Source organism: Parasphingorhabdus sp. (assembly GCF_036963705.1).
Lineage (GTDB): Bacteria > Pseudomonadota > Alphaproteobacteria > Sphingomonadales > Sphingomonadaceae > Parasphingorhabdus.
Genome location: NZ_JBALUT010000050.1, coordinates 1 through 20,635 on the forward strand (window position 1 = coordinate 1; position 20,635 = coordinate 20,635).

The 20,635-nt window shown below is 55.8% G+C and carries 21 protein-coding genes; 10 read left to right on the plus strand and 11 right to left on the minus strand.

Annotated features, from left to right (window positions below; genetic code table 11):
- On the plus strand, positions 1 to 211 hold a 211-nt coding region (locus V7680_RS11265), incomplete at its 5' end, for a hypothetical protein (protein WP_335653371.1).
- A 101-nt stretch (positions 212 to 312) separates the two neighbouring features.
- On the opposite strand, the gene V7680_RS11270 is transcribed toward V7680_RS11265, so the two are convergent.
- Both V7680_RS11270 and V7680_RS11275 read right to left on the minus strand, forming a co-directional pair.
- On the minus strand, positions 313 to 2,436 hold the full coding sequence (locus tag V7680_RS11270; protein WP_335653372.1) for a PQQ-dependent dehydrogenase, methanol/ethanol family: 2,124 nt from the start codon (positions 2,434 to 2,436) through the stop codon (positions 313 to 315).
- Between the two features lie 118 nt (positions 2,437 to 2,554).
- Entirely contained in the window at positions 2,555 to 2,683 is a 129-nt protein-coding gene (locus V7680_RS11275; RefSeq protein WP_335653373.1) for a hypothetical protein, read from the minus strand.
- A 187-nt stretch (positions 2,684 to 2,870) separates the two neighbouring features.
- On the opposite strand from V7680_RS11275, the gene V7680_RS11280 reads away from it, so the two are divergent.
- Positions 2,871 to 3,764, plus strand: coding sequence for an OmpA family protein (locus V7680_RS11280; protein ID WP_335653391.1), 894 nt, complete (start codon positions 2,871 to 2,873; stop codon positions 3,762 to 3,764).
- Between the two features lie 92 nt (positions 3,765 to 3,856).
- Here V7680_RS11280 and V7680_RS11285 read toward each other — a convergent pair whose 3' ends face one another.
- The 3 genes from V7680_RS11285 to V7680_RS11295 form a co-directional block, all read right to left on the minus strand.
- Positions 3,857 to 4,000: a hypothetical protein gene (locus V7680_RS11285; RefSeq protein ID WP_335653374.1), complete on the minus strand. Its 144-nt coding sequence runs from the start codon at positions 3,998 to 4,000 to the stop codon at positions 3,857 to 3,859.
- 155 nt (positions 4,001 to 4,155) lie between these two features.
- Entirely contained in the window at positions 4,156 to 4,494 is a 339-nt protein-coding gene (locus V7680_RS11290) for a hypothetical protein (RefSeq protein ID WP_335653375.1), read from the minus strand.
- Between the two features lie 142 nt (positions 4,495 to 4,636).
- Positions 4,637 to 6,430 (minus strand): SLC13 family permease, encoded by a 1,794-nt coding sequence (locus V7680_RS11295; RefSeq protein WP_335653376.1) that lies wholly within the window; start codon positions 6,428 to 6,430, stop codon positions 4,637 to 4,639.
- Positions 6,431 to 6,609: 179 nt separating this feature from the next.
- On the opposite strand from V7680_RS11295, the gene V7680_RS11300 reads away from it, so the two are divergent.
- Entirely contained in the window at positions 6,610 to 7,413 is an 804-nt protein-coding gene (locus tag V7680_RS11300; RefSeq protein ID WP_335653377.1) for a lipid II flippase Amj family protein, read from the plus strand.
- 188 nt (positions 7,414 to 7,601) lie between these two features.
- Here the strand turns inward: V7680_RS11300 and V7680_RS11305 are convergent, their stop codons facing one another.
- A complete protein-coding gene (locus tag V7680_RS11305; protein ID WP_335653378.1) occupies positions 7,602 to 8,162 on the minus strand; it encodes a manganese efflux pump MntP in 561 nt (186 codons plus the stop codon).
- A 349-nt stretch (positions 8,163 to 8,511) separates the two neighbouring features.
- On the opposite strand from V7680_RS11305, the gene V7680_RS11310 reads away from it, so the two are divergent.
- Both V7680_RS11310 and V7680_RS11315 read left to right on the plus strand, forming a co-directional pair.
- Positions 8,512 to 10,782, plus strand: coding sequence for a PAS domain-containing protein (locus V7680_RS11310; protein ID WP_335653379.1), 2,271 nt, complete (start codon positions 8,512 to 8,514; stop codon positions 10,780 to 10,782).
- Positions 10,775 to 11,128, plus strand: coding sequence for a response regulator (locus V7680_RS11315; RefSeq protein ID WP_335653380.1), 354 nt, complete (start codon positions 10,775 to 10,777; stop codon positions 11,126 to 11,128). Before V7680_RS11310 ends, V7680_RS11315 begins: the two co-directional genes overlap by 8 nt.
- Before the next feature lie 118 nt (positions 11,129 to 11,246).
- Here the strand turns inward: V7680_RS11315 and map are convergent, their stop codons facing one another.
- Positions 11,247 to 12,071, minus strand: coding sequence for a type I methionyl aminopeptidase (gene map / locus V7680_RS11320; RefSeq protein ID WP_335653381.1), 825 nt, complete (start codon positions 12,069 to 12,071; stop codon positions 11,247 to 11,249).
- A gap of 124 nt (positions 12,072 to 12,195) precedes the next feature.
- On the opposite strand from map, the gene V7680_RS11325 reads away from it, so the two are divergent.
- Together V7680_RS11325 and V7680_RS11330 are read left to right on the plus strand one after the other, a co-directional pair.
- Complete coding sequence (locus V7680_RS11325) at positions 12,196 to 13,923, plus strand: sulfatase-like hydrolase/transferase (protein WP_335653382.1); 1,728 nt, start codon at positions 12,196 to 12,198, stop codon at positions 13,921 to 13,923.
- A gap of 40 nt (positions 13,924 to 13,963) precedes the next feature.
- Positions 13,964 to 14,722, plus strand: coding sequence for a competence/damage-inducible protein A (locus V7680_RS11330; protein WP_335653383.1), 759 nt, complete (start codon positions 13,964 to 13,966; stop codon positions 14,720 to 14,722).
- Between the two features lie 138 nt (positions 14,723 to 14,860).
- On the opposite strand, the gene V7680_RS11335 is transcribed toward V7680_RS11330, so the two are convergent.
- Complete coding sequence (locus V7680_RS11335) at positions 14,861 to 15,598, minus strand: hypothetical protein (RefSeq protein WP_335653384.1); 738 nt, start codon at positions 15,596 to 15,598, stop codon at positions 14,861 to 14,863.
- 129 nt (positions 15,599 to 15,727) lie between these two features.
- Positions 15,728 to 16,426, minus strand: a complete 699-nt coding sequence (locus tag V7680_RS11340; RefSeq protein WP_335653385.1) for a hypothetical protein — start codon at positions 16,424 to 16,426, stop codon at positions 15,728 to 15,730.
- 317 nt (positions 16,427 to 16,743) lie between these two features.
- Between V7680_RS11340 and V7680_RS11345 the strand changes: the two genes are divergently transcribed.
- Together V7680_RS11345 and V7680_RS11350 are read left to right on the plus strand one after the other, a co-directional pair.
- Positions 16,744 to 16,944 carry a hypothetical protein gene (locus tag V7680_RS11345; RefSeq protein WP_335653386.1) on the plus strand — a complete coding sequence of 67 codons (201 nt, stop codon included), beginning with the start codon at positions 16,744 to 16,746 and terminating at the stop codon, positions 16,942 to 16,944.
- Between the two features lie 116 nt (positions 16,945 to 17,060).
- On the plus strand, positions 17,061 to 17,855 hold the full coding sequence (locus tag V7680_RS11350; protein WP_335653387.1) for a hypothetical protein: 795 nt from the start codon (positions 17,061 to 17,063) through the stop codon (positions 17,853 to 17,855).
- 158 nt (positions 17,856 to 18,013) lie between these two features.
- Here the strand turns inward: V7680_RS11350 and V7680_RS11355 are convergent, their stop codons facing one another.
- Entirely contained in the window at positions 18,014 to 18,670 is a 657-nt protein-coding gene (locus tag V7680_RS11355) for a DUF4276 family protein (protein ID WP_335653388.1), read from the minus strand.
- Positions 18,667 to 20,004: an AAA family ATPase gene (locus tag V7680_RS11360; protein ID WP_335653389.1), complete on the minus strand. Its 1,338-nt coding sequence runs from the start codon at positions 20,002 to 20,004 to the stop codon at positions 18,667 to 18,669. Before V7680_RS11360 ends, V7680_RS11355 begins: the two co-directional genes overlap by 4 nt.
- 201 nt (positions 20,005 to 20,205) lie before the next feature.
- Between V7680_RS11360 and V7680_RS11365 the strand changes: the two genes are divergently transcribed.
- Positions 20,206 to 20,635, plus strand: a 430-nt coding sequence (locus V7680_RS11365; RefSeq protein WP_335653390.1) for an aconitase family protein, incomplete at its 3' end; no start/stop codon positions are given.

Here is a 20,635-nt window from a genome sequence, read left to right on the forward strand (position 1 = left end):
GCGCTTCTTTGACTTCATCCAGTTTGAAGGGCTTGATGATGGCTTCGATCTTTTTCATTTTAATACGTCCCCGTATACCACTTCCTCGACACTTCCTCTTGCACAGGAGGAAAGCACCTCGGCCGGGCACAATTGCCCGAAACTATTCAATTACCATGCCAGAATCGATTCGCGTGTAGAATCGCTGATATGCGTCGGTGCATTGCTATAGGCTATTCGGACCGCTGACAATGCTGCCCAAAAAACAGGCATTTGCCAAGGCAGATGTCCATTTTTTGGGCAGTGGTATTTATGCCTCGGGATAGGCCGCTATTACCGCGGCGTTGGTGCCGTCATCTCGGGCAGGTTTTTCTTGGTCCAGATTGACCGGTTGACCACATAGTGACGGATATTCTCCACCTGCTCGTCGCTGATCTGCGAACCGAAACTGACCATGCCCGCATGTTTCAATGCGCCGCCGGTGACCACCGATGCCCATGCGTCCTTGTCCGGCAATACGCCGCTGACCCTGAGATCAGGCGTGAAGCCATTACCGATCGCGCTGTCGCCGTGACAGACGATGCAATTGCGGCCGAACAGTGCCTTGCCGGCTACAATCTGTTCCGGGGTTCCGGTCTGTACCGGCGGATCCCAGATCACTTCGCCCTTGTCGGCCAGCGCCGGCAATTTGGTCTTGCCGCCCAGTTTCATTACCACCAGCCGGGGGATGTTGGGTAGCTGGCGGGTGACTCCGCCAGCGACACCTGCAACCAGTGGAAAGGCGCCGCCCTTGCTGGTCAGGAATGCGATATATTGCTCGCCGTCGATCATATAGGTGGAAGGCGCGCTGACGATGCCGGACTGCATCTCCATGCTGAGCAATTCCTTGCCCTTATCGGCGGAATAAGCCTTGAACAGGCCGGTGCTGGTGCCCTGGAATACCAGATTGCCGGCAGTGGTCATCGTGCCACCATTCCATGCAGCCGGATAATCCGTGCTCCACGCGACCTTGCCGGTTTTCGGGTTGAACGCCACCAGCTTGCCAGTGGTCGCTGCGACTGCTGCCTTGTAAGCATCCTTGTTGTCGGGAAGCTGGCCGATCGACCAGCCGATGCCGACGTTGAAGCCCAGCCGTTCGCGTTTCTTGTCGATCTCGCTGACCGGCACATCATAGCCCTGCGGGATTTGCTGGGCAGGGATATAGACGAGGCCCGTCTTCGGATTATAACTCATCGGATGCCAGTTATGCGCGCCCAGTGCGCCCGGGATCGCAATGAAGGGTTTCCCGGTTTTGTAGAAGCGCGATTCTGGATTTTCGATCGGGCGACCGGTGTCGAGATCATAGCCGGTGGCCCAGTTGATCCCGTCGACATAAGGTTCGGCGCTGATCAAAGTGCCGTCGATCCGGTCGATGACGAAGAAGAACCCGTTTTTCGGCGCGTGGTAGAGCACTTTGCGCATCTTGCCGTCGATTTCGAGCTCGGCCTGAATGATATGCTGGGTCGCGGTATAGTCCCAGGTTTCCGCCGGTGTTTCCTGATAATGCCAGAGATATTTGCCGGTATCGGGATTGACCGCGACGACCGAGGAAAGGAACAGATTGTCGCCTTCACCGCCGGAGCGCAGGCCGTGATTCCACGGATTGCCGTTGCCGACGCCGAAGTAAAGCTGGTCGAGATCCTCGTCATAGACGATGCTGTCCCAAACGGTGCCGCCGCCACCGGAGACCTTCCATTCGCCGTCGCTCCAGGTCTGGGCCGCTGCCTTGGCAAAAATCTCGTCGCTCGCCGCGCCGTCCGGTTTTCCTTCTGGATTGGGAACGGTGTAGAAACGCCATTTCATCGTGCCGTCACGCACATCATAAGCGGACAGATAACCACGCACGCCGAATTCCGCGCCGCCATTGCCGATAATCACCATATTCTTGACCACCCGCGGTGCGCCGGTGATGGTGTAAGGCTTGCTGTTATCGGTGGTCTGGGTTTCCCAAAGCCGCGCACCGGTAATCGCATCGAGCGCGATCAGGCGGCCGTCGATGGTCCCGAAATATAGTTTGCCGCGATTGATCGCGACGCCGCGATTGACGACGTCGCAGCAGGCGTCGACCGCTTTCTCGCCTGATACTTGCGGATCGTAAGACCAGAGTTCCTCGCCGGTTTTTGCGTCATAGGCAAAAACCTTCGACCATGCGGTGGAGATATAGAGTTTGCCATCGACGACAACCGGCGTGGCTTCCTGACCGCGCGCATCGGGCAGGTCCTTGAACCAGGCGATACCCAGTTTGTCGACATTGCTTTCGTTTATCTGGTCAAGCGGGCTGTGCCGCTGTTCCTTGGCGTCAAAGCCGATATTGTTCCAGTCCGCGTTGGTGACCGCATCGGTCGTTGCCGGCTCGGTGGTCTGGTTCTGGCAAGCCACCAGCATCAGAGGAGCCAATAAAAATCCCAGCCTGCGCATCACCCATCTCCTAAAACTGCCGGGCGGTTAGCCGTCCGTGCAATTTAACCGACTAGCTAAACCGAGGGCGGTTGGTCAAGAACTATAGGGGGTGGGGAGGCGGCGCTCCCGATTCCCCTCAAAACCTTTCCGGCTTGTCGAGACAGGGCCAAAGCGGCGTGGCCGCCACTCTGAATGTAGCAAATTGTAACAACTCGCCGTATCGCGTGCCCGCTTTGTCCACAACACCGGCGGAAAAGCTGGTCATGTTCATCCGAGAGACAGGATGGCCCGACCAGTCAGGCCGCTCCAATGTTCATACGCGGCTTATGAACCCCCTCATATGCGCCGCGAACTCATGAGGAATGTGACAGACGATAAACTATTACCCGTCCGGCCCGATCGAGCGCCACGCGCAGGCACGGCCTGATATCATCGATTTAAGGAGTAGAATGATGAACGATAATTCCAAAACGACAAGGATCAGCTTGCTGCTGGCCACCGCTGCGATCTTGGCACCGACCAGCGTTTCCGCGCAGTCAGAGGCCGAGCGGGAAGATATCATCGTGCAAGGGCAGCAGGAAGCCCAGCAAGCCGCTGCTGTCCTGTCGATGGCCGATGCCCCCAAGGGACCGGAAATCGAAGGCATCATCTCTGCCCGCGACAGCACCCGTCTGCAGGTCACTGCCGATGATGGTACAAAGACAATTGTCGCCTTCAATGATGAAACCGAGATAAAGGCCAGCAAGGGCCTGTTCGGCCTTGCCCGCAAGGCGCTCGCCGGGGACGCGTTGCTCAACGGTCTGCCGGTCTCCGTGGATACAGTGCAGATGGGCAGTGAACTGGTCGCCAGCCGGATCAATCTGCGCGACAAGGATCTCAAGACCGCGAGCATGATCCACAACGGCACAGCCCAGGGCTTCGCCGAACAGACGGCAGCAACCGAAGCGCTGCGCAGCCGCGTTGGCGATATCGACAAATATAACGTCAAGGGCACGACCAATGTGAACTTCGACACCGGCAAGGCGACGCTGTCCCAGCAGGGCAAGGCCGATCTCTGCGCCACGGCACAGCAGGCCGATGCGATGGACAACGCTCTGCTTCTGGTCGTCGGCTATACCGATTCCACCGGAGACTATGAATATAACCAGCAACTAAGCGAGAAACGCGCCAGCCGTGTGGTCAATTATATCCAGCAGAATTGCGGCTGGAAGCCCTATCGCATGCTGACCCCGACCGGCATGTCCGAAGCCGACCCGATGGCCAGCAACGACACCGCCAACGGCAAGGCGCAGAATCGCCGCGTTGCAGTGAATATTCTGGTCAGCAAGGGTCTCGACGGCCTTTAAGTCACGCGGGGCGGGTATTCCCGCCCCCGTTTCTAAGCTGTCGAATGATGGCAAGGGCCGGTGCTGCGGAAGCAGGCGGCTGGGTCAGCGGCCTAGCGTTCCTCGGCTCTCCGATCCTTCGTGCGTCGTTCCCCGTTGCGGCGCTCTGGCCCTTGATAGTCCGGATCTTCGTTCACGCGGCGATCAGATTTGCGTTGGTCGCCGGATGATCCGCCGGCCGGATTTTTGCTAGACATATCCTTTGTTCCTCCCGAACAAATTTACGCGCCCTTTCAATAATTTATTCCAAATATTAATGACTGTAAACCATATTCTGCCAAGCCCCCAACGGCGCAGTTTGCCGCCGGTTTTTATCCGTTATGGCGCTGCGAGAAGTCGGCGCCTCGCCTGATCAGCGCTGCTTTTTCGCGATCGTCGCGTTAAAGTCGGGGTCCTTTTTTGCTACCCAATTTACAAATTTGCGCACCACCGGATCGGCGAGCAGCGCGTCGACATCCATCGCATGGCGCTGCAATTCGCTGTTGGTAAAATAGGTGATTATGGTCTGCTGGCAAATCGGATGCATCGGCACCACCTCGCGCCCGCCTCGGCTTTTAGGCACCGGATGATGCCAGACGATAGTCTTTCCGGTCGGCCGGCTGCACAGCCAGCAAGGAACCACCTCCGCTGGCGCTTCTACCTCTTGGTCCAGATCCTGATAGCCACCATGTTTGGAATGTTTGCGGGCCATATGCTCGGTGCCTGTATTGCTGGAATTTGTGCTGCCCGCCTAAGCGCGCGCGGGCGGGATTGCCAGACAAAGCTGGTTGGCGGCCGGGTCCCTTTGCCCGGTCACCGGATATTCTCGGTCAAAACGCATCTTCTCCACCGGCTTACAACGGCCATATCAGAGGAATGATTATGATCGACGTGATTGCGACTATGATGGTCAGCGGCAGGCCGTAGCGCGCAAAGTCCAGAAAACGATATCCGCCCGCGCCGTAGACCAGGGTGTTGGTCTGATAGCCGATCGGCGTCAGGAAGCTGGCGCTCGCAGCGAACATCACCGCGATGACAAATGGTCTCGGATCGGCGCCCAACGAAACGGCAAGGCTGATCGCAATAGGGGTCACGACAACCGCTACGGCATTGTTGGTGACGAGCTCGGTCAGTGTCAGGCTGAGAAGATATATCGCGGCCAGTGCGACGATCGGCGGAAATCCGGCCAATGTCGGGGTTGCTGCAGACACCATGATTTCGACCAGTCCGGCTTTTTCAAGAGCGGTACCAATCGCAAGCATGGCAACAATCAGCCCGATAATCCGCCAGTCCACCGCCGCAAATGCTTCGTCCGGTTCGATACATCTGGTTGCCAGAACCGCTGCCATGCCCATGACTGCGAGACCCGCTATCGGCATGATGTCGAAGGCGGCAGCGATGACCACGCCGAAAATAACCGCGATTGCAATCGGCGCTTTCTGCGTCCGGAATCCGCGCGTTTTGGGTTCGGTCATGTTCATCAGATTCTCGCCGTCGACGAGCCGCTGGAGATCCGCTTTCGCGCCCTCGAACAGCAAGGTATCGCCTATTGCCAGAGCGGTCTGTTCATAGCGCTCCATCAGATTGACCCCGCGCCGGTGCAAGGCGATCGGATAAACCCCGTAGCGATGAAGCAGGTCCAGCGTGTCCAGCCGTTGTCCGATGATATTCGCACCGGGAAGCAATAATATTTCTGCCAGCACCGATTGGTGTGACGAGACCGGCACTACCTCGTCGTTCGTCGCGTTCTTCTTCAAGGACAATCTGCCTTGCTCGCGGATCGTCATGATGTCTGATTCGTTGGAATGCAGGACGATGATGTCGCCCTGTTCGATAATATTGTCGTACAGGTTCGTGCGTCGGGACTCGTCTTTGCGGATCAGATCGACCAGCCGCCGCTCACCGGATTTCAGGCTGTTCACGTCGCTCAATTTCCGGCCGATATAGGGCGACGTTGCCCCGATGAAGACGGAGATGGAATAGCGTTTGCTGCTGCTGTCAAGGGCAAGTGATGCAACGGACTCCCGGTCAGGCAGGAAGCGCCGGGTCAGCGCGATATAGCCCACACCGACAATGGCGATGATAATCCCTGCAGGCGCTATCTCGAAAATAGAAAAGGCTGCCAACCCGCTTTTCCGGGCAACGCCATCGACCAATATATTGGTCGATGTGCCGATCAGCGTGCAGGTGCCACCCAATATCGCCGCAAAGGAAATCGGCATCAGCATTTTCGACGAGGATTCGCCCAGTTGCTTGGCCAGGGTTATCCCTATCGGGATCATCATCATGACCAGCGGGGTGTTGTTTGTGAAAGCGGACATGGCGGCAATCGTGACCAGCAACGCTGCCGTTGCGACAAGCGGTCTCTGTTTGGCCATCTCGGTTATTCTTTTGGCAAAGACCTCCAGCGTCCCGGTCCGGACCAGCGACGCGGAGATGATGAACATCGCCGCGATTGTCAGTGGGGCTGGGTTGCTCATCGCCGCCAGCAAATCATCAGTCGAGAGTATCCCCAGAACCAGCAGGATGCCGACTGTTGCAATTGCGGTGACTTCGGGAGGCCGGATTTCTGTCGCGAATGCTATCAGCAAGAGGATCAGGATAAGGCCGACGATAAAAGGAGCATTGGAAGCGATTGAAGCGGCCATGTACGGGTTCCGATCATGCCATTTTTATGACCTCTCATAATTACGAGTAAAGCAACGCCATGGATAGATAGAAATTGTTCATGACCCGCAATTTCCTGTTGGGTCCGCCAGGTTTTGCGCCCAATAGAAAATCGACCGCCAAGTCAGTTCGAATGATACGGTTTTGGGATATAGATTAGATGGATCAACAGCTTTTTATCATCTGCGGCCTGGCGTTCGTCATTCACCTGATCGGCGCATTGGCTTATTCCGCCCGGATAGCTGGCGTTCGCACTGGACGAATTGCGGTGTCCTTTGCGCTTTTCAACATACTCGTGCTGGTTTCCCGGCTTTCCAACAGTTTTCTGGGGCCGTTTCTGGCCAAGCGGATCGAGACAGATCTCGCACAGGGAGCAGGCGAGGGGCTGCTGATGGATTTCCGGATCGTATTGCTCGCAACCACAGCGGCAACCATCGTCGGAGCCTTGTTGATACCCACCACCCAGCGCTGGTTCAGCAGCGCCATCACCCATTTCCACGAACATCGATCGATGCCTCGCCTGCTCTTGCACGGATTCACCAAGGGCGGGATCGGCTATATCCGCAAAACGACGACCGTGCCGAAAATGGTCCACATCACCGACATGAAAAAACCGCGCGGCATATCGATGTCGATCATCCTGTTGAATATTCTTGCCCAGGCGCTGCTGACCGTCGGTGTGATCGGATCGCTCTACGCCGGCTATCTCAATCCCGAATATCGGGTCACGGCATCCCAGTTGTCAGCGGTGGTCAACGGATTTGCCACGATATTATTATTCGTGGTCATCGACCCGCAATTGTCGATCATGACCGATGATGTCGTCAGCGGAACCGTCAGCCAGTCGATGTTCCGGCGCACCATAACATGGCTGTCGTTCAGCCGGATCGGCGGGACGTTGCTGGCGCAAGCGATACTTTTGCCATCCGCTATGCTCGTGGCCTATATCGCCGGGATCGTGTGAAGCTGCGTTATACTTGTGCTCATCGCACAGATTAGCGCTGTCAAACACAGCCAAAGCTGAAGTCGTCTTTCAGGATGAAGTCTTCAGTAGATATCATTTGTCTGCATGAACGCTTTTCACCCAGCTCTGGTCATCCGCGCTGACAGTCGTGAACGGGAACTAGTGCTTCGAAAGCGGGCATGCTTCCATCAGCCACCAAACGCCTGATTCGCGATGAAGATTTTAACCCCAAGACCGATCAAAATTAGCCCTCCCAGGACTTCGGCCCATTTGCCAATTCTTGCTCCGACAAGCGCGCCTAGATAAACGCCAGGATATGTTAGAGCTGATGTGGTCAAACCGATAACAACGCAGGCGAGGACGATTGGTGTGCCGAAACTCGGCAATGTAATGCCGGCGACGGCTGCATCGATGCTTGTCGCAATCGAAACGATCAGCAGGGGCCATATTGCCAATTCTTTCATTGCCTCTTCAGGGTCGCGGTCAAGACCTTCCTTAATCATTCGAAGGCCGAGGCCACTCAAAAGAATGAGCGCGATCCAGTGAGCCGCCGTCTCTACAACAGAGGCAAATGCAATTCCTAGTGCCCATCCGAGCAAAGGCATTATTGCCTGAGCCAATCCAAAGGCAATGCTCATCCGCAGCGCTTTGGCGCGGCTCGGGCGACTTGACGCGCCCTGCGCGACCGCAGCCGCGAAGGCATCCATTGCCAAACCTAAAGAGAGCAGAACAAGGGAGATCATCATCATGTCTGCCCCTTGAAAGAATTGGTGAATGAACTCAACAAATTCATATTCTTACAGTCCGCTGCGAGATCGTCAGCTGACGAGATGATCTCCTCGACCCAATGTCCGTAAGCTATCGATTATCAACGGCGAGCGGACAGTCTTCTGACCACCCAGCTTTTGTTGTTCAGCTTGATCGAATGAAAAGCAAAAGCGGCCGGTCGGTAAACGCCCCAGTTTGTAGAATTACGCTTTGTTCAAACTCACTCTAGCCGATATCTGAAAAGCCCATAACATTGTGTGACGGCTAGCATTTGTTTACCATCTCGGATAAATGGTTTGCAAATCGCGAAGGGTTATTGAATCAGCTACGATGGTTATTTCCAATTCCCCTGCTTTAAGGCCTGCTATAGCTAAGCTTGGCGACAGCGAGCGACTGACTGCAGTGGCAAAGGCAGCGCTTGAATTCGATCAAAACGCAGCATTTCTTGACGAGCTGACCAAACTTATACAGTTCACTCTTGAAGTGCCGGTTGTTCTTGTTTCTCTGGTTACCGACGAGCGACAAGTCTTCAAGAGCGCGAGAGGTTTGTCGGAGCCCGTCAATACCGAACGCGAAACGCCGCTTTCTCACTCTTTTTGCCAGCATGTCGTTACCAGCGGCGGCCCGCTGATCGTGAGCGATGCGCCCAATACAGAACTGGTATGCGACAATCTTGCCATAAGAGATCTTGGCGTGCAGGCTTATTTGGGGACACCGATACTAAGTCCTGAGGGACATGTTCTGGGATCCTTGTGCGCCATAGATTCTCTGACACGGGGCTGGTTGGATCGCGAATTGCGCATTCTGGAGGGCTTTTCACGCTCAATTACAGCGGAGCTAGTTGCAAGGTCGAATTTTTCCCGTGATATGGAGCGAGTTGTTTCACGATTGGCGCGGATCACTGATCACGCGCCTGTTATGCTGGCTGAATTTGATAAAGATTACAGGTATATTTTCGTCAACCAGGCCTATGCCGAGATGGTCAAGGCCACACCGGACGAAATTCTAGGAAAAGAAGTCGCCGCAGTGATTGGCGATACCGCATTCTCTGAAGTAGAATCGAGGATGAGAGCTGCGCTGGCTGGTGAAACCATTGAATATGACCTTCAGGTGGGAGACGCTGGAGAGCAGCACAAATATCTGCGCGTCAAATATGTTCCGGAAACTGACGAGTGCGGAGAGACTCAGTCCGTCATTGTAGCCATAACCGACTACACCACCGAAGCGATGGTTCAGGAAAAGCTGGAGCAGTCACGCCAGAGACTGGTTACTGCGCATGATCTTTCTCCCGATGGCTTCATGATCTTTCAAGCAATCCGGGATGATAATGGGGAGATCGCTGACTTCCGGTTTGATTACACCAATGACGCGGGTGCAAAAATTGCCGGACAGCCAGCCGAAGAATTGATCGGACTCGGGCTGCTCGAAAAACTCCCAGGCAATAGAGATGAAGGGCTGTTCGATGGCTATGTTTCGGTCGTGGAAACAGGAGAGATTTTCAGAAGGACCGTTTACTACGCGCATGACGGCCTGGACCTTTGGATTCGCATAACCGCAATGAAACTGGAGGATGGTTTTGCCGTATCGTTCAGCGATGTAACCAAGCGCAAGCAATCTGAAATTGCATTGGCCGAGAATGCAGATCGGCTACAGCGCATTCTTGACAATGTTGTGGCCTTTGTCGGCATCCTTGACGCCGATGGTGTTTTGAAAGAGGCTAATCAAACGGCACTGGATGCTGCCGGCATTGCGCGCGAGGACGTTGTTGGTTTGCCGTTTTGGGAAACCTACTGGTGGAGCCATGACCCCAAAACACAGGCTGATCTGCGCGATGCTATAGACAGGGCTAAAAGCGGAGAACTGACTCGTTATGACGTCGAAATCCGGGTGGCTGACGAACAGGCAATCTGGATAGACTTTCAACTGATACCGCTTGTCAATGAAGATGGAAGCATCAGTGAAATGGTTCCGTCCGGAGTTGATATCTCCGGAAGGAAGGAATCCGAGATTCATCGCGAGCTGCTGGTTGGCGAGCTCAATCACCGCGTCAGAAACTCATTGGCAACAATTCAGGCGATGGCGCGGCAAACCATCCGGTCAGCATCCGGCATGGATGAATTTGATAAAACATTTTCTGCTCGGTTAAATGCAATATCCGCAGCACATGATATCGTTATGCACGAAAATCAGGGGCGCGCCTCCCTGCAAACCATGATCGAAAGGCAGATCGGCCCCTATGCGAGTGAACTCAGCAGCCAATTGAAGCTGAGCGGACGAGATGTGGCATTGAGTGGGCCGAGTGCGCACGCAATCGGACTTGTTCTTCACGAATTGGCCACAAATGCTGCCAAATATGGCGCACTGTCTTTATCAGACGGATGTATCAAAATTTCTTGGCAGGAAGCCGGAAACGGTTTCGTCGATATGACTTGGGAAGAGAAAAACGGACCTCCTGTATCACCTCCCCTGCGGGTAGGTTTCGGCAGCCGCTTGATCAAGCAATCGCTAGAATATGCGCTAGGCGGCACGGCCGATCTGGAGTATGCGCCCGATGGACTAATCGTAAGATTGCAATTCCCGAAAGATGTAAGCGATGAGTGACCAAAAATCTGTTCTGGTCGTAGAAGACGAAATGTTGATCGCAATGGATCTGGAAATGTCGCTGCAGGACCTGGGCTGGAATGTCGTTGGCCCGGTCGCCCAAGCGGATAGGGCACTACGGCTTGTCGAGACGGAAAAGCTGGATATCGGCTTGCTGGACTATAATCTTGTTAGCGGGACAAGCGAGCAGATTGCAATGGCGCTCCTGAAAAAATCGATCCCGGTGATATTTCTGTCGGGAGATACTCTTCGGAAGCGGTCAGAGCATCTTAAACACTGCAAGGTCATTGCGAAACCCGTCAACATTGACAAGTTGAACGAAGCACTGAGGTCTGCGCTCGAATGAAGCGATCGTCACGATAGTATGAAATTGCGCCGGAATGGCTGCTTATGATTATCCGCTACCAAAACCAGCCAGTCAGCTACCCACCCATTGGCCGTCATCCCTGAACGAGCCCTGAAACCTAATAAGGCGGGCAATCCAGCCCGGTCGGGCTCTTCGTAAATATCTCGTTCCCGTCCTCGGTAATCCCGATACTATGCTCGAACTGCGCGGTCAGCGAGCGGTCGCGGGTGACCGCTGTCCAGCCGTCATCCAGCATCTTGCAGGCATATTTGCCGATATTGATCATCGGTTCGATGGTGAAGAACATGCCGGGGCGCAGTTCCGGGCCGGTGCCGGGGCGGCCGGCGTGGACGACTTCGGGGGCGTCGTGGAACATCTGGCCGAGACCATGGCCGCAGAAATCGCGGACCACCGAATAGCGGTTGGCTTCGGCGTGGCTCTGGATCGCGTGGGCGACGTCGCCCATCCGGTTGCCCGGTTTCGCCTGCTCGATGCCCAGCATCATGCACTCATAGGTGACCTGGACCAGCTTGCTCGCCTTGATCGGGGTCTTGCCGACCAGATACATGCGGCTGGTATCGCCGTGCCAGCCGTCGACGATCACGGTGACGTCGATATTGACGATATCGCCCTCGACCAGCTTCTTGTCGCCGGGGATGCCGTGGCAGACGACATGGTTGATCGATGTGCAGCAGCTGTGGGTAAATCCGCGATAGCCGAGGGTCGCGGGGACTGCTCCGGCAGCGAAAGCCTGTTGCCGGACCATATCGTCGAGCGCGCCGGTGGTCACGCCGGGGACGACGTGGGGGACGAGGCTGTCGAGTATCTCTGCGGCCAGTCGGCCGGCCTTGCGCATGCCCTCGAACGCTTCGGGGCCGTGCAATTTGATCGCGCCGGTGCGGGCGGACGGGGTGGTGTCTTCTACGGTTAGATAGTCTGTCATGGGGCCTATATAAGCATCGCGTGCCCGTTTGGCGAGACCCCAAAATTTAACCAATTTTCGTCGGATATTAACCCGCGCGGTCTATGCGGTGGCTTGTGAGAACGAGACGGATTCCAGAGGCCTGATGCAATATCGCGCGAAATATATGCTGATCGGAGCGAGTCTGCTGCTGGGCGGGGCGGAGATCTGGCGGCGGCTGGTGACGCTGGCGACGCCGGAAGTCCAGCTGACGGGGCTGGTCGCCTTTGGCGGACTGTTCGCAACATGCGCGATCAGCCTGACCGGTTTTGCCTTGCTCAGAAGCGGCTGGCTGCGCTGGCCGATGGCGCTGTTGCTGGCGGCGGGTTCGATGCTGGTCGACGGCTATCAATGGGCGGTCGGCGATTTCATGGATTACGAGAGCTTTGTCACCATGGTGCAAAGCGCGGGCGATATCGGCAGCGCGGCGGCGCAGCAGGGCGGGGCACTGCTGCTGGCGGGGGGCAAGGCGTTGCTGCTGTTGCTGGCGGTGGGTCTGAAGCCGTCTGAAGGTGGCGGGCTGTGGGCGCGGGGCGCGCGATGGGCGGCGCTGCCGATCCTGCTTGGTCTGTCGGTGCTTTTATTCTTTCGCGGCGGGGAGGGGGGCAGCGGCCTGCCATCCTCGCATAGCGGCGCCAGTCTCGCTCTGCTCCATGCTTATGATGTGGCGACCAGCGAGCGCGGGCCGCGGCAGCAGGTGGCGCTGAAGCCCGCCGCGCCGTCGCGCAATTCCGACATCGTGCTGATCATAGACGAGAGTATCGCCGGGGCCTATCTCGATATCAACAGCGAGACCGGCGTCTATTCCGGTCTGGCAGGCGGGGCGACGGGTGGTGAAGTCGGGCCGCCGATCCACAATTTCGGGCTGGCGACCTCGGTCACCCATTGCAGCGTCGGCAGCAATGTCGTGCTGCGCTTTGGCGGGACGCGGGACAATTATCGCAAGACGGTCCGCACCGGTCCGTCGATCTGGGCATATGCCAGGAGCGCCGGTCTCGGCACCGTCTATCTCGATGCCCAGCGCACCGGCGGCCGCTACCAGAACCGGATGGACGATGCAGAGCGCGCGCTGATCGATGCCTGGGAGCAATTTGACGATGTCGCGGTGGTCGACCGCGACCATGCGGTGGCGGACCGGCTGGCGGGATATCTGAACGACGGCAAGCCGCAGCTGATTCTGGTCAACAAGGTCGGCGGCCATTTTCCGGTCAGCGACAAATTCCCGATCAGCCACGCGCGCTACCAGCCGATGCTCAAGCGCGGCCTGATGCCCGATGTCACCGACATGGCGGGCGGCGACAATCTTGACGGGCGCCAGAGCAACTGGCGGCTCTACCGCAACAGCTATCGCAACACATTGCTGTGGAGCGTCGGCGGCTTTTTCGACCGGCTGTTTGCGCAGGCCGCGATCGGCGACGCGACGATCGTCTACACCTCCGACCATGGCCAGAGTTTCCACGAGCGCGACGATGGCGGCAAGGCGACCCATTGCACCCCCGCTCCGCAGATCGAGGAGGGCGTGGTGCCGCTGGTGGTGATCGGCGATAAAGCGCAAGACGCGCGCTGGGCGCAGGCGGCGGCAGCGGGCAGGGACCAGAGCTCGCACTACCGGATATTCCCGACCCTGCTCGGCCTGATGGGCTATGCGGCGAAGGACGTCGCGCCGCTCTACGGCCCCGACCTTCTCGCCGCCGAACCCGACCCGTTCACCTTCAACACCCGCTTCAACGCGCGGCTGGGTAGCGATCCGGCCTGGCTGCACGTGCCGCTTGACCAGGTCGCCCGGCCGCCGCTTTCCGACTATCGGGCCGGGGCGACAAGCGGCACCAAATAACATATTCCCACATGCGGCATATTCGCTCTATAGCGACGGCATGACACAAGAAAAAATCTGGACCGCCGCGCTGATCGTGATCGGCGATGAAATCCTCTCCGGCCGCACGCAGGACAAGAATATCGCGCAGGTCGCGAGCTGGCTCAACGTGCAGGGCATCCGCCTCGCGGAGGTCCGCGTGGTCGCCGACGACATGGAGCATATCGCCGAAGCGGTGAACATCCTGCGCGCCCGCAACGACTATCTGTTTACCACCGGCGGCATCGGCCCGACCCACGACGACATCACCGTCGACGCGATATCAAAGGCGCTCGGCGTCGAGGTCGTGATCCACCCCGCCGCCCGCGCGATCCTGGAGAAATATTACGAGAGCCGCGGCGGCATCAACGAAGGCCGGCTGCGCATGGCCCGCGTGCCGCAAGGCGCCGAGCTGATCGAGAACCGCATGTCCGGCGCGCCCGGCATCCGCATCGAGAATATGTTCCTGATGGCTGGCGTCCCGCACATCACCGCCGGCATGCTCGACGCGCTCACCGGCACGCTCGAGGGCGGCGCGCCTTTGCTCAGCGTCACGCTCGGCGCCTGGGCCCCGGAAAGCGAGATCGCGAGCATCCTCCGCGACGCGGAAAAGGCGCACGAGGGCTGCGTCATCGGCAGCTACCCGTTCTTCCGCAACGGCACCGTCGGCGCGAATTTCGTGGTCCGTTCTACCGAACCGCATGATCTGGAGACTTGCCGCGCGGCGCTCAAGGCGGGACTGGAAGCGGCCGGTTACGAGGTTACCGACGGCGGGATTTGACGTCGTCCCAGCGTAGGCTGGGATCCATACCAATGGCAGCGGTTCACGCAAGTTCGGGACCGGACGCAATATCGGTTTGGGCCCCAGCCTACGCTGGGGCGACACTATCTGGTCCCCCGCCATCACCCCCGCACCCCATCACCCCTCACCATATTTAGCCTCCAGCGCCGCCACCCGCGCCTCGCGCTCGCGCAGCGCCTCTTCCTCCCGGTCCCGCCGCAACCGCAATTTGGCCGCCATATCGCCCAGCTTCTTGTCGAGCGACGCCCGCACCGCCGCCGCCTCTTCGGCGCTGCTGACCTTGTTGCCCTGCGCGTCAAAGCGCACGCCGTCCTGCCATTCCTCCCAGGTGATCAGCCGGTCGGCGTCCTGCTCGGTCAGATTGCCCTGCTTGATCAGCAGCGCCAGCAGCGAGTCCGACGGCGTCACCCGCCGCTCGACCTCGACCCCGCGGCGATAGATCACCGTCTCCTTGCCGACCACCGCATGTTCATGCGCCACCGCGACCAGCCCCCTGCGCGCGTGCGCCCTGGCCTCTTTCCAGCGCGCATCAAAATCCGCGTCCCGCCGCCGCAGCCGGTAGGCCGAGGTGCTCGACATCGCCGCCACCCGGCAGGCATCGCGGACGCAGCCGGTTTTGCGCAAAGTCGCCAGAAACGTCTTGCGCGCCACCGGCGTCCAGCCATCCTCGCGCGGCCTGCGCGGGCGCTTGGGTTTGTCGGGTTGTTCGGGGGAGGTCTTTTCTGCCGTTCGTGCTGAGCTTGTCGAAGCACAGGTGGAGCGCGCGAAAGGTCCTTCGACAAGCTCAGGACGAACGGATTTTCTTGCTGCGCCTGTGTCGGCGGAAGGACGCTTGTCCGGTTTCTTCCTAGCCATGCGCCAATATATATCAGAGCCGGATATCTGTAGGAAAGCCTGTTGGATTTTGGCCCCAAATAAAAATGACAGCGCACCGGATATTCGGTGCGCTGTCACGATTAGTTCAGTCTCATTATGTCGGAAGCATTATGCGGCAGGGTCTGCCTCGACGCTTTCTTCTTCAATATCGGCTTCGCCCTCGGCTGCGGCAGGCGCAGAAACGGAGAGTGGCGCAGCCGGAGCGGCCACTGCCATCGGTGCCGGTTTGGTATTGGCAATCGCCAGCTCGATATCTTCATCGATGAAGCCGCTGACCACGCCGCCCTTGGGCAGCAAGGCGCTGGTTCCGGTCATGAAGAAACCGGCAATCGGCACCAGAGCAATCGCGCCAACCACGCCAGCCGTGCCGGTGACACCCTTGTCGTCAAACGATCCGGTCAACCGGATCTGGCGGCCATTGACGCGGAGAAACAGCAATTTTGCATCGAGCTTGCCCGACTTGCCCCACATGCCCTTGTTGCGCACGCCAACAATCTCGCCCCAGGCAGGCGTTCCGGCTGGCACGACGGTCACGCCATTGACTTCAATCGGGGCCGAGACTTCCAGCATGAAGCGCTGCCCGACCTTGGCCGCTTTCTTCTTGGTGGTAATTTCCTCCATCATGCTGAGCGACACCGGCGTGCCCGCGCGCAGAACAGCATTGGTGGTGGCAATGGCCGCAACCGGTGAAGCAGGCGCGATTTCCGCGACTGCTGGTGCAGCGGTTGTGACAGCGGTCGTATCCTGTGCGTGGACACCGCTCGTCGCCAAGGCCGACAAGGCAGCCGTTAAGATCAGTTTTTTCAAATCATCCCCCATTTATGACTGAAATCAGCTATTTTCTGATTTCGACTTTAGATACCCCCTGTATCTAATGGACAAGACATAGAGGCTAAAATTCCCAATAGTCAAATACCCAATGCGCCAATCTGGAATAGAAATAAAATATTAGGGGTAATTATACATGGGTATTACGGGTTTGCGCGGCAGTTGAAGAGTTGGCGGAGTGGGGAATTGTTTCGATTTCCGTTCGTGTCGAGCGAAGTCGAGACACCTGACAAAGCACAAATACCAGCGAGCTGCCGTGCGTCCTCGCCGATATCACGCTCCAGTGGATCGGCAGGATGAACTACCCCAAATCCCGGGATCTGCTTTTGGCCTTCTACGGACTTCCGCAGATGGTGGTGGTTGGCCTGCTCCAGCGATATTTGGAAAGCCCGCTGCTAAGCAGCTTCGTGGCGCTGATAGGGATAGCGGCGTTGGTCGTGCTGCTGTCTTATGCTTATCGGAGATTTGGCCGGGCAATTGGTGCAAGGTCACCGTAACTCGTAATTCAATTGTAATTCGCAGTCTTGGTTGGGAATTGTTGTACTCGCGACGGTAATTCTAATAGAAGTGAATGCATGATTTTTTTGGGTTAGCGAAATAGGGGCTATTTAGAATGCCAAGTGCAAAAAACCTGACACTCAAACCGGATGAATTCGCATTTTATTTCGATACGGAATCTGGGGTGGAAGTGGACGCCCTTGCAAACTTTCTTAAACGCGCAGCTACTTTAGCAAGACGTCACGGTGGGGAGCTTCGTGTATTGGGCCTTCGTGAGGGAAGCCTCACGGTCCGCATCAGAGCAATACAAAAGTCAAAAATTGCGCAAAATGCGAAGAAGGAATTTGTTGACCGGCCAATCGATACAACTGTGAAAGTGTCGCCGTTTGTCGTGGCTATAGTTTACGCTATCGTTCAAGCGATGTCACCGGAACAGAGCGGTGATACTCCAATCGCTAAGGCTGCCGTTGGGGTCGTAGAAAATCATCCGATCAAAGAAATATCGATCATCACCAACGACAATCGAATTATCGTGATGGATCACCAAATTGCAAAAACTATCCGCCAAGCGCAGAGCGAAAAATCGCCGCCAGTGGCCAACGCGGTGCGAGCACCCACTCTGCAAGTTGACGATGTACTAGAACAAATCGCCGCATCTGCCAAACATGGAGAACTTATGGGTCAATTTGTTTTAGTTGACGGAACACCCTACTTTAGACCTGATGGCTTTCATTATCTTGTCCCAGTCAACTCAGCTGAAAGCCATCGAGTAACAAAGATCGACTCAGATGGACGCTACATGGTATTTGGCAGAATTGTAACCGTCGATGGGCTGCCCGATAGTCTCATAATTTACTCCGCAACGAAACTTGGCGGCGGCAGCAGTTTGCTAAGAATAGACGGGTTTTAGGAGCAGTGCGCCTTTAAGCTGACCCGGTGTGGTTGAATACGATCATAACAAGCCCCCCCCCCCGGCACTCGGGAGCCCAGTGAGCAAAAAAATGTCCGCACCGCTAGCGTCATTTTTAAGGTCGCACAATTGGTGCGGTGTCACAGTCATTTAGGACATTAATCAATACAGCCAAGACTAATCATCGCTGTAACCAATTTGCTTTCAAAATCTCGGAATGATTTTGATTTTCTTAATGCATTCAACGATTGATTGCGGGAAATGAGCGGAATTAATCTTGCGACAGGGGTTCTGCGACGATTGCCCGTCGCCAAGTTTACACAGCGGTTTAATTCAGCTTTTGGATCTACAAGTCGTTCGGCTTCAACGGCATTTTTAGGCAATTCAATTGTATCGGGGCTGCGTTGATAGCCCAATGCTGAAGCAATTGCGTATGGATCCGCTAGAATCCATGCTTCGGTTTCATGTCGAGGGGTAATTGTAACGCAACGATCAGTGGAAAATGCAAACAAGGAATTTAGTCGCTGACAATAAGCTACTGAATGATGATCCAAGTTCTGCTCTAGGCCGCGACCACCTGTGTCTGCATGGATGAAAATAATATGGAAGGCTTCTTGGGAGGCTCTAGCCTCAATTGCTACGTCATCCACACCTCGGCCGTGTTCTCCCAAGAGAACGGCAGCTTTGGTAGGTATTGTAATATTCCGGTTGCCTCTACGAAGCGCAATATCTTCCATCAGTCGAGGTATTAGAATCTCGTAATAAGCTTCATCTGTCGCTCCTTCGTAAAGGGCCGACCAGCAAATGTACGTCATGCGGCGTCAATCTTATCTTGCAGTAGTTTTTCCAATTCATACCGAGTCAGATATTTGTCAGGATCAAAGAGATCATTGGTATCAGCAAAGCCTGTGCGCATTCTTGTTCTATTGTCGCGTTTTTTTGTCAAAGGATCGATTTCTATTACGACGTCTGCTGCGACTATTTCCTTGTCACGAAGAGATCCCATGACCTTAGGGGAGTGTGTATTGAGCAGAACCTGGAATAGAGGTAGTTCATTGTCATTTAGAGAGTATTCTGCAGCTTCCCTCAAATATTCAACCAAAATAGGAATACGCCCTTCATGGACTCCATTTTCGGGTTCTTCAAAACACAGAGTTCCCCGTCGTTCCGGGTCGTTCAACAAAGTCAATAGTGCCAAAAGGCGCAGTGTGCCGTCAGATATTACGCGCGAACTAAATTCCATTTCGCCAGCAAAAAGCAAATTAAACGAGTAACGCCGTTGGACATCATCGCTGATAATGTTGATTTTCTCAATCGAAGGAATAAGGGAAGATAAGTCTTGAGCGATGTTGTTCAACACGCCATCAGGCCAATCTTTTTCTGCGGTATCGCTTTTCAGTCTAGCAAGAACAGCGGACAAGTTGGAAGCATCAGACTTCAGAATCTGATCTTCGAACCTATCGTTTGAATCTCGAGCTGCTTGGGGGTTAATCTCCAAGAATTTAATGTTAGCAAGAGCATCCTTTAGGGCAAAAAGATGGGGGAATTCTGCTGTGCTAACTGTTGATAGCGCGGTCCTAGAAGCTTCGAGCAAGGGAAACGTTAAAGGTCGACCGTGCTTTTGTCGGCCGTCTTGCCTAACTTCAATAGCATCGCCTTTTTCACTCAAACGAATAAACGGATTTACTTGAGAGTTATATTTAATTTTATGTGTTTTGAGATAATCGGCAGTGTCGTTCTTTTTCGCGATTGGTCGACAATGCTCATGACAAACAACTATACCTTTTGGAGCACCGGCACTATCTTTTTGCATCTCTAAGCCTAGCTCGTAGCGAAGCCGCTGTGCTGTGATCTGATACTCCGTTTTAAAGGGATCTCTGCCAGTAAGGCCTAGATAAATTTCGACAGCGAAATCCATGCGTTCGATTGTTTTGGTAGAAGTGCGTCTAAAGAGTTCCTCCGGTTCACCCCGAAGTTCGGACATAGCTGAGCGGATATCGTTTTGAGCTAGAAGAGACAAAAATTTCAAGGCGTCAAAAAGATTGGATTTCCCACTCGCATTTGGACCGACGATTGCAGATAGGGGCTGTAAATCCAAGGAAAAGTTGGAAAAGGTTTTGAATCCGTTTATCTCAATTCTTGTGATCATTTCACGTTGTTAGTCCGGTGTAGCCAAGTCTGCAATACATCAACCCAAACATACAAAAATAGCGCGATGTTGCACCGACTTAATCCATAAGCTAAAGCCCTCCCGAACATCCGAATCCCACCTCCGCCCGTGGCCCAACAGCGCAGGCACTCCCCGTAGTGTGGGTTTCAAGAAAACATAAACGAAAGGCCACACTCCACCATGACAACCACCGGCAAAGACTCACTCGGCACCCGCTCGACGATGACCGTCAACGGCACCGATTATGCTTATTACTCGCTCGCGAAAGCGGCGGAAAAGCTCGGCAATATCGACAAGCTGCCGTACACATTGAAAGTGCTGCTGGAGAATATGCTGCGGTTCGAGGATGGCGGCTTTACCGTGGACAGCAAAGACGCGCAGGCGGTGGTGGACTGGCAGAAGGAAGCCAAGAGCGCAGCGGAAATTCAATATCGTCCGGCGCGGGTTTTGATGCAGGATTTCACCGGCGTTCCCGCCGTGGTCGATCTCGCGGCGATGCGCGACGGGATCAAGGCGCTGGGCGGCAATGCGCAGCAGATCAACCCGCAGGTGCCGGTGCATCTGGTCATCGATCACTCGGTGATGGTCGACGAATTCGGCACGCCGCAAG

What these genes read in the sequence shown, in the direction of transcription:
- V7680_RS11315 (WP_335653380.1), top strand. Translation starts at nt 10,775, where the DNA reads ATGAGTGACCAAAAATCTGTTCTGGTCGTAGAAGACGAAATGTTGATC.
- V7680_RS11300 (WP_335653377.1), top strand. Translation starts at nt 6,610, where the DNA reads ATGGATCAACAGCTTTTTATCATCTGCGGCCTGGCGTTCGTCATTCAC.
- V7680_RS11330 (WP_335653383.1), top strand. Translation starts at nt 13,964, where the DNA reads ATGACACAAGAAAAAATCTGGACCGCCGCGCTGATCGTGATCGGCGAT.
- V7680_RS11285 (WP_335653374.1), bottom strand. Translation starts at nt 4,000, where the DNA reads ATGTCTAGCAAAAATCCGGCCGGCGGATCATCCGGCGACCAACGCAAA.
- V7680_RS11335 (WP_335653384.1), bottom strand. Translation starts at nt 15,598, where the DNA reads ATGGCTAGGAAGAAACCGGACAAGCGTCCTTCCGCCGACACAGGCGCA.
- map (WP_335653381.1), bottom strand. Translation starts at nt 12,071, where the DNA reads ATGACAGACTATCTAACCGTAGAAGACACCACCCCGTCCGCCCGCACC.
- V7680_RS11345 (WP_335653386.1), top strand. Translation starts at nt 16,744, where the DNA reads ATGAACTACCCCAAATCCCGGGATCTGCTTTTGGCCTTCTACGGACTT.
- V7680_RS11295 (WP_335653376.1), bottom strand. Translation starts at nt 6,430, where the DNA reads ATGGCCGCTTCAATCGCTTCCAATGCTCCTTTTATCGTCGGCCTTATC.
- V7680_RS11350 (WP_335653387.1), top strand. Translation starts at nt 17,061, where the DNA reads ATGCCAAGTGCAAAAAACCTGACACTCAAACCGGATGAATTCGCATTT.
- V7680_RS11275 (WP_335653373.1), bottom strand. Translation starts at nt 2,683, where the DNA reads ATGACCAGCTTTTCCGCCGGTGTTGTGGACAAAGCGGGCACGCGATAC.
- V7680_RS11305 (WP_335653378.1), bottom strand. Translation starts at nt 8,162, where the DNA reads ATGATGATGATCTCCCTTGTTCTGCTCTCTTTAGGTTTGGCAATGGAT.
- V7680_RS11355 (WP_335653388.1), bottom strand. Translation starts at nt 18,670, where the DNA reads ATGACGTACATTTGCTGGTCGGCCCTTTACGAAGGAGCGACAGATGAA.
- V7680_RS11310 (WP_335653379.1), top strand. Translation starts at nt 8,512, where the DNA reads ATGGTTATTTCCAATTCCCCTGCTTTAAGGCCTGCTATAGCTAAGCTT.
- V7680_RS11290 (WP_335653375.1), bottom strand. Translation starts at nt 4,494, where the DNA reads ATGGCCCGCAAACATTCCAAACATGGTGGCTATCAGGATCTGGACCAA.
- V7680_RS11360 (WP_335653389.1), bottom strand. Translation starts at nt 20,004, where the DNA reads ATGATCACAAGAATTGAGATAAACGGATTCAAAACCTTTTCCAACTTT.
- V7680_RS11325 (WP_335653382.1), top strand. Translation starts at nt 12,196, where the DNA reads ATGCAATATCGCGCGAAATATATGCTGATCGGAGCGAGTCTGCTGCTG.
- V7680_RS11270 (WP_335653372.1), bottom strand. Translation starts at nt 2,436, where the DNA reads ATGCGCAGGCTGGGATTTTTATTGGCTCCTCTGATGCTGGTGGCTTGC.
- V7680_RS11280 (WP_335653391.1), top strand. Translation starts at nt 2,871, where the DNA reads ATGAACGATAATTCCAAAACGACAAGGATCAGCTTGCTGCTGGCCACC.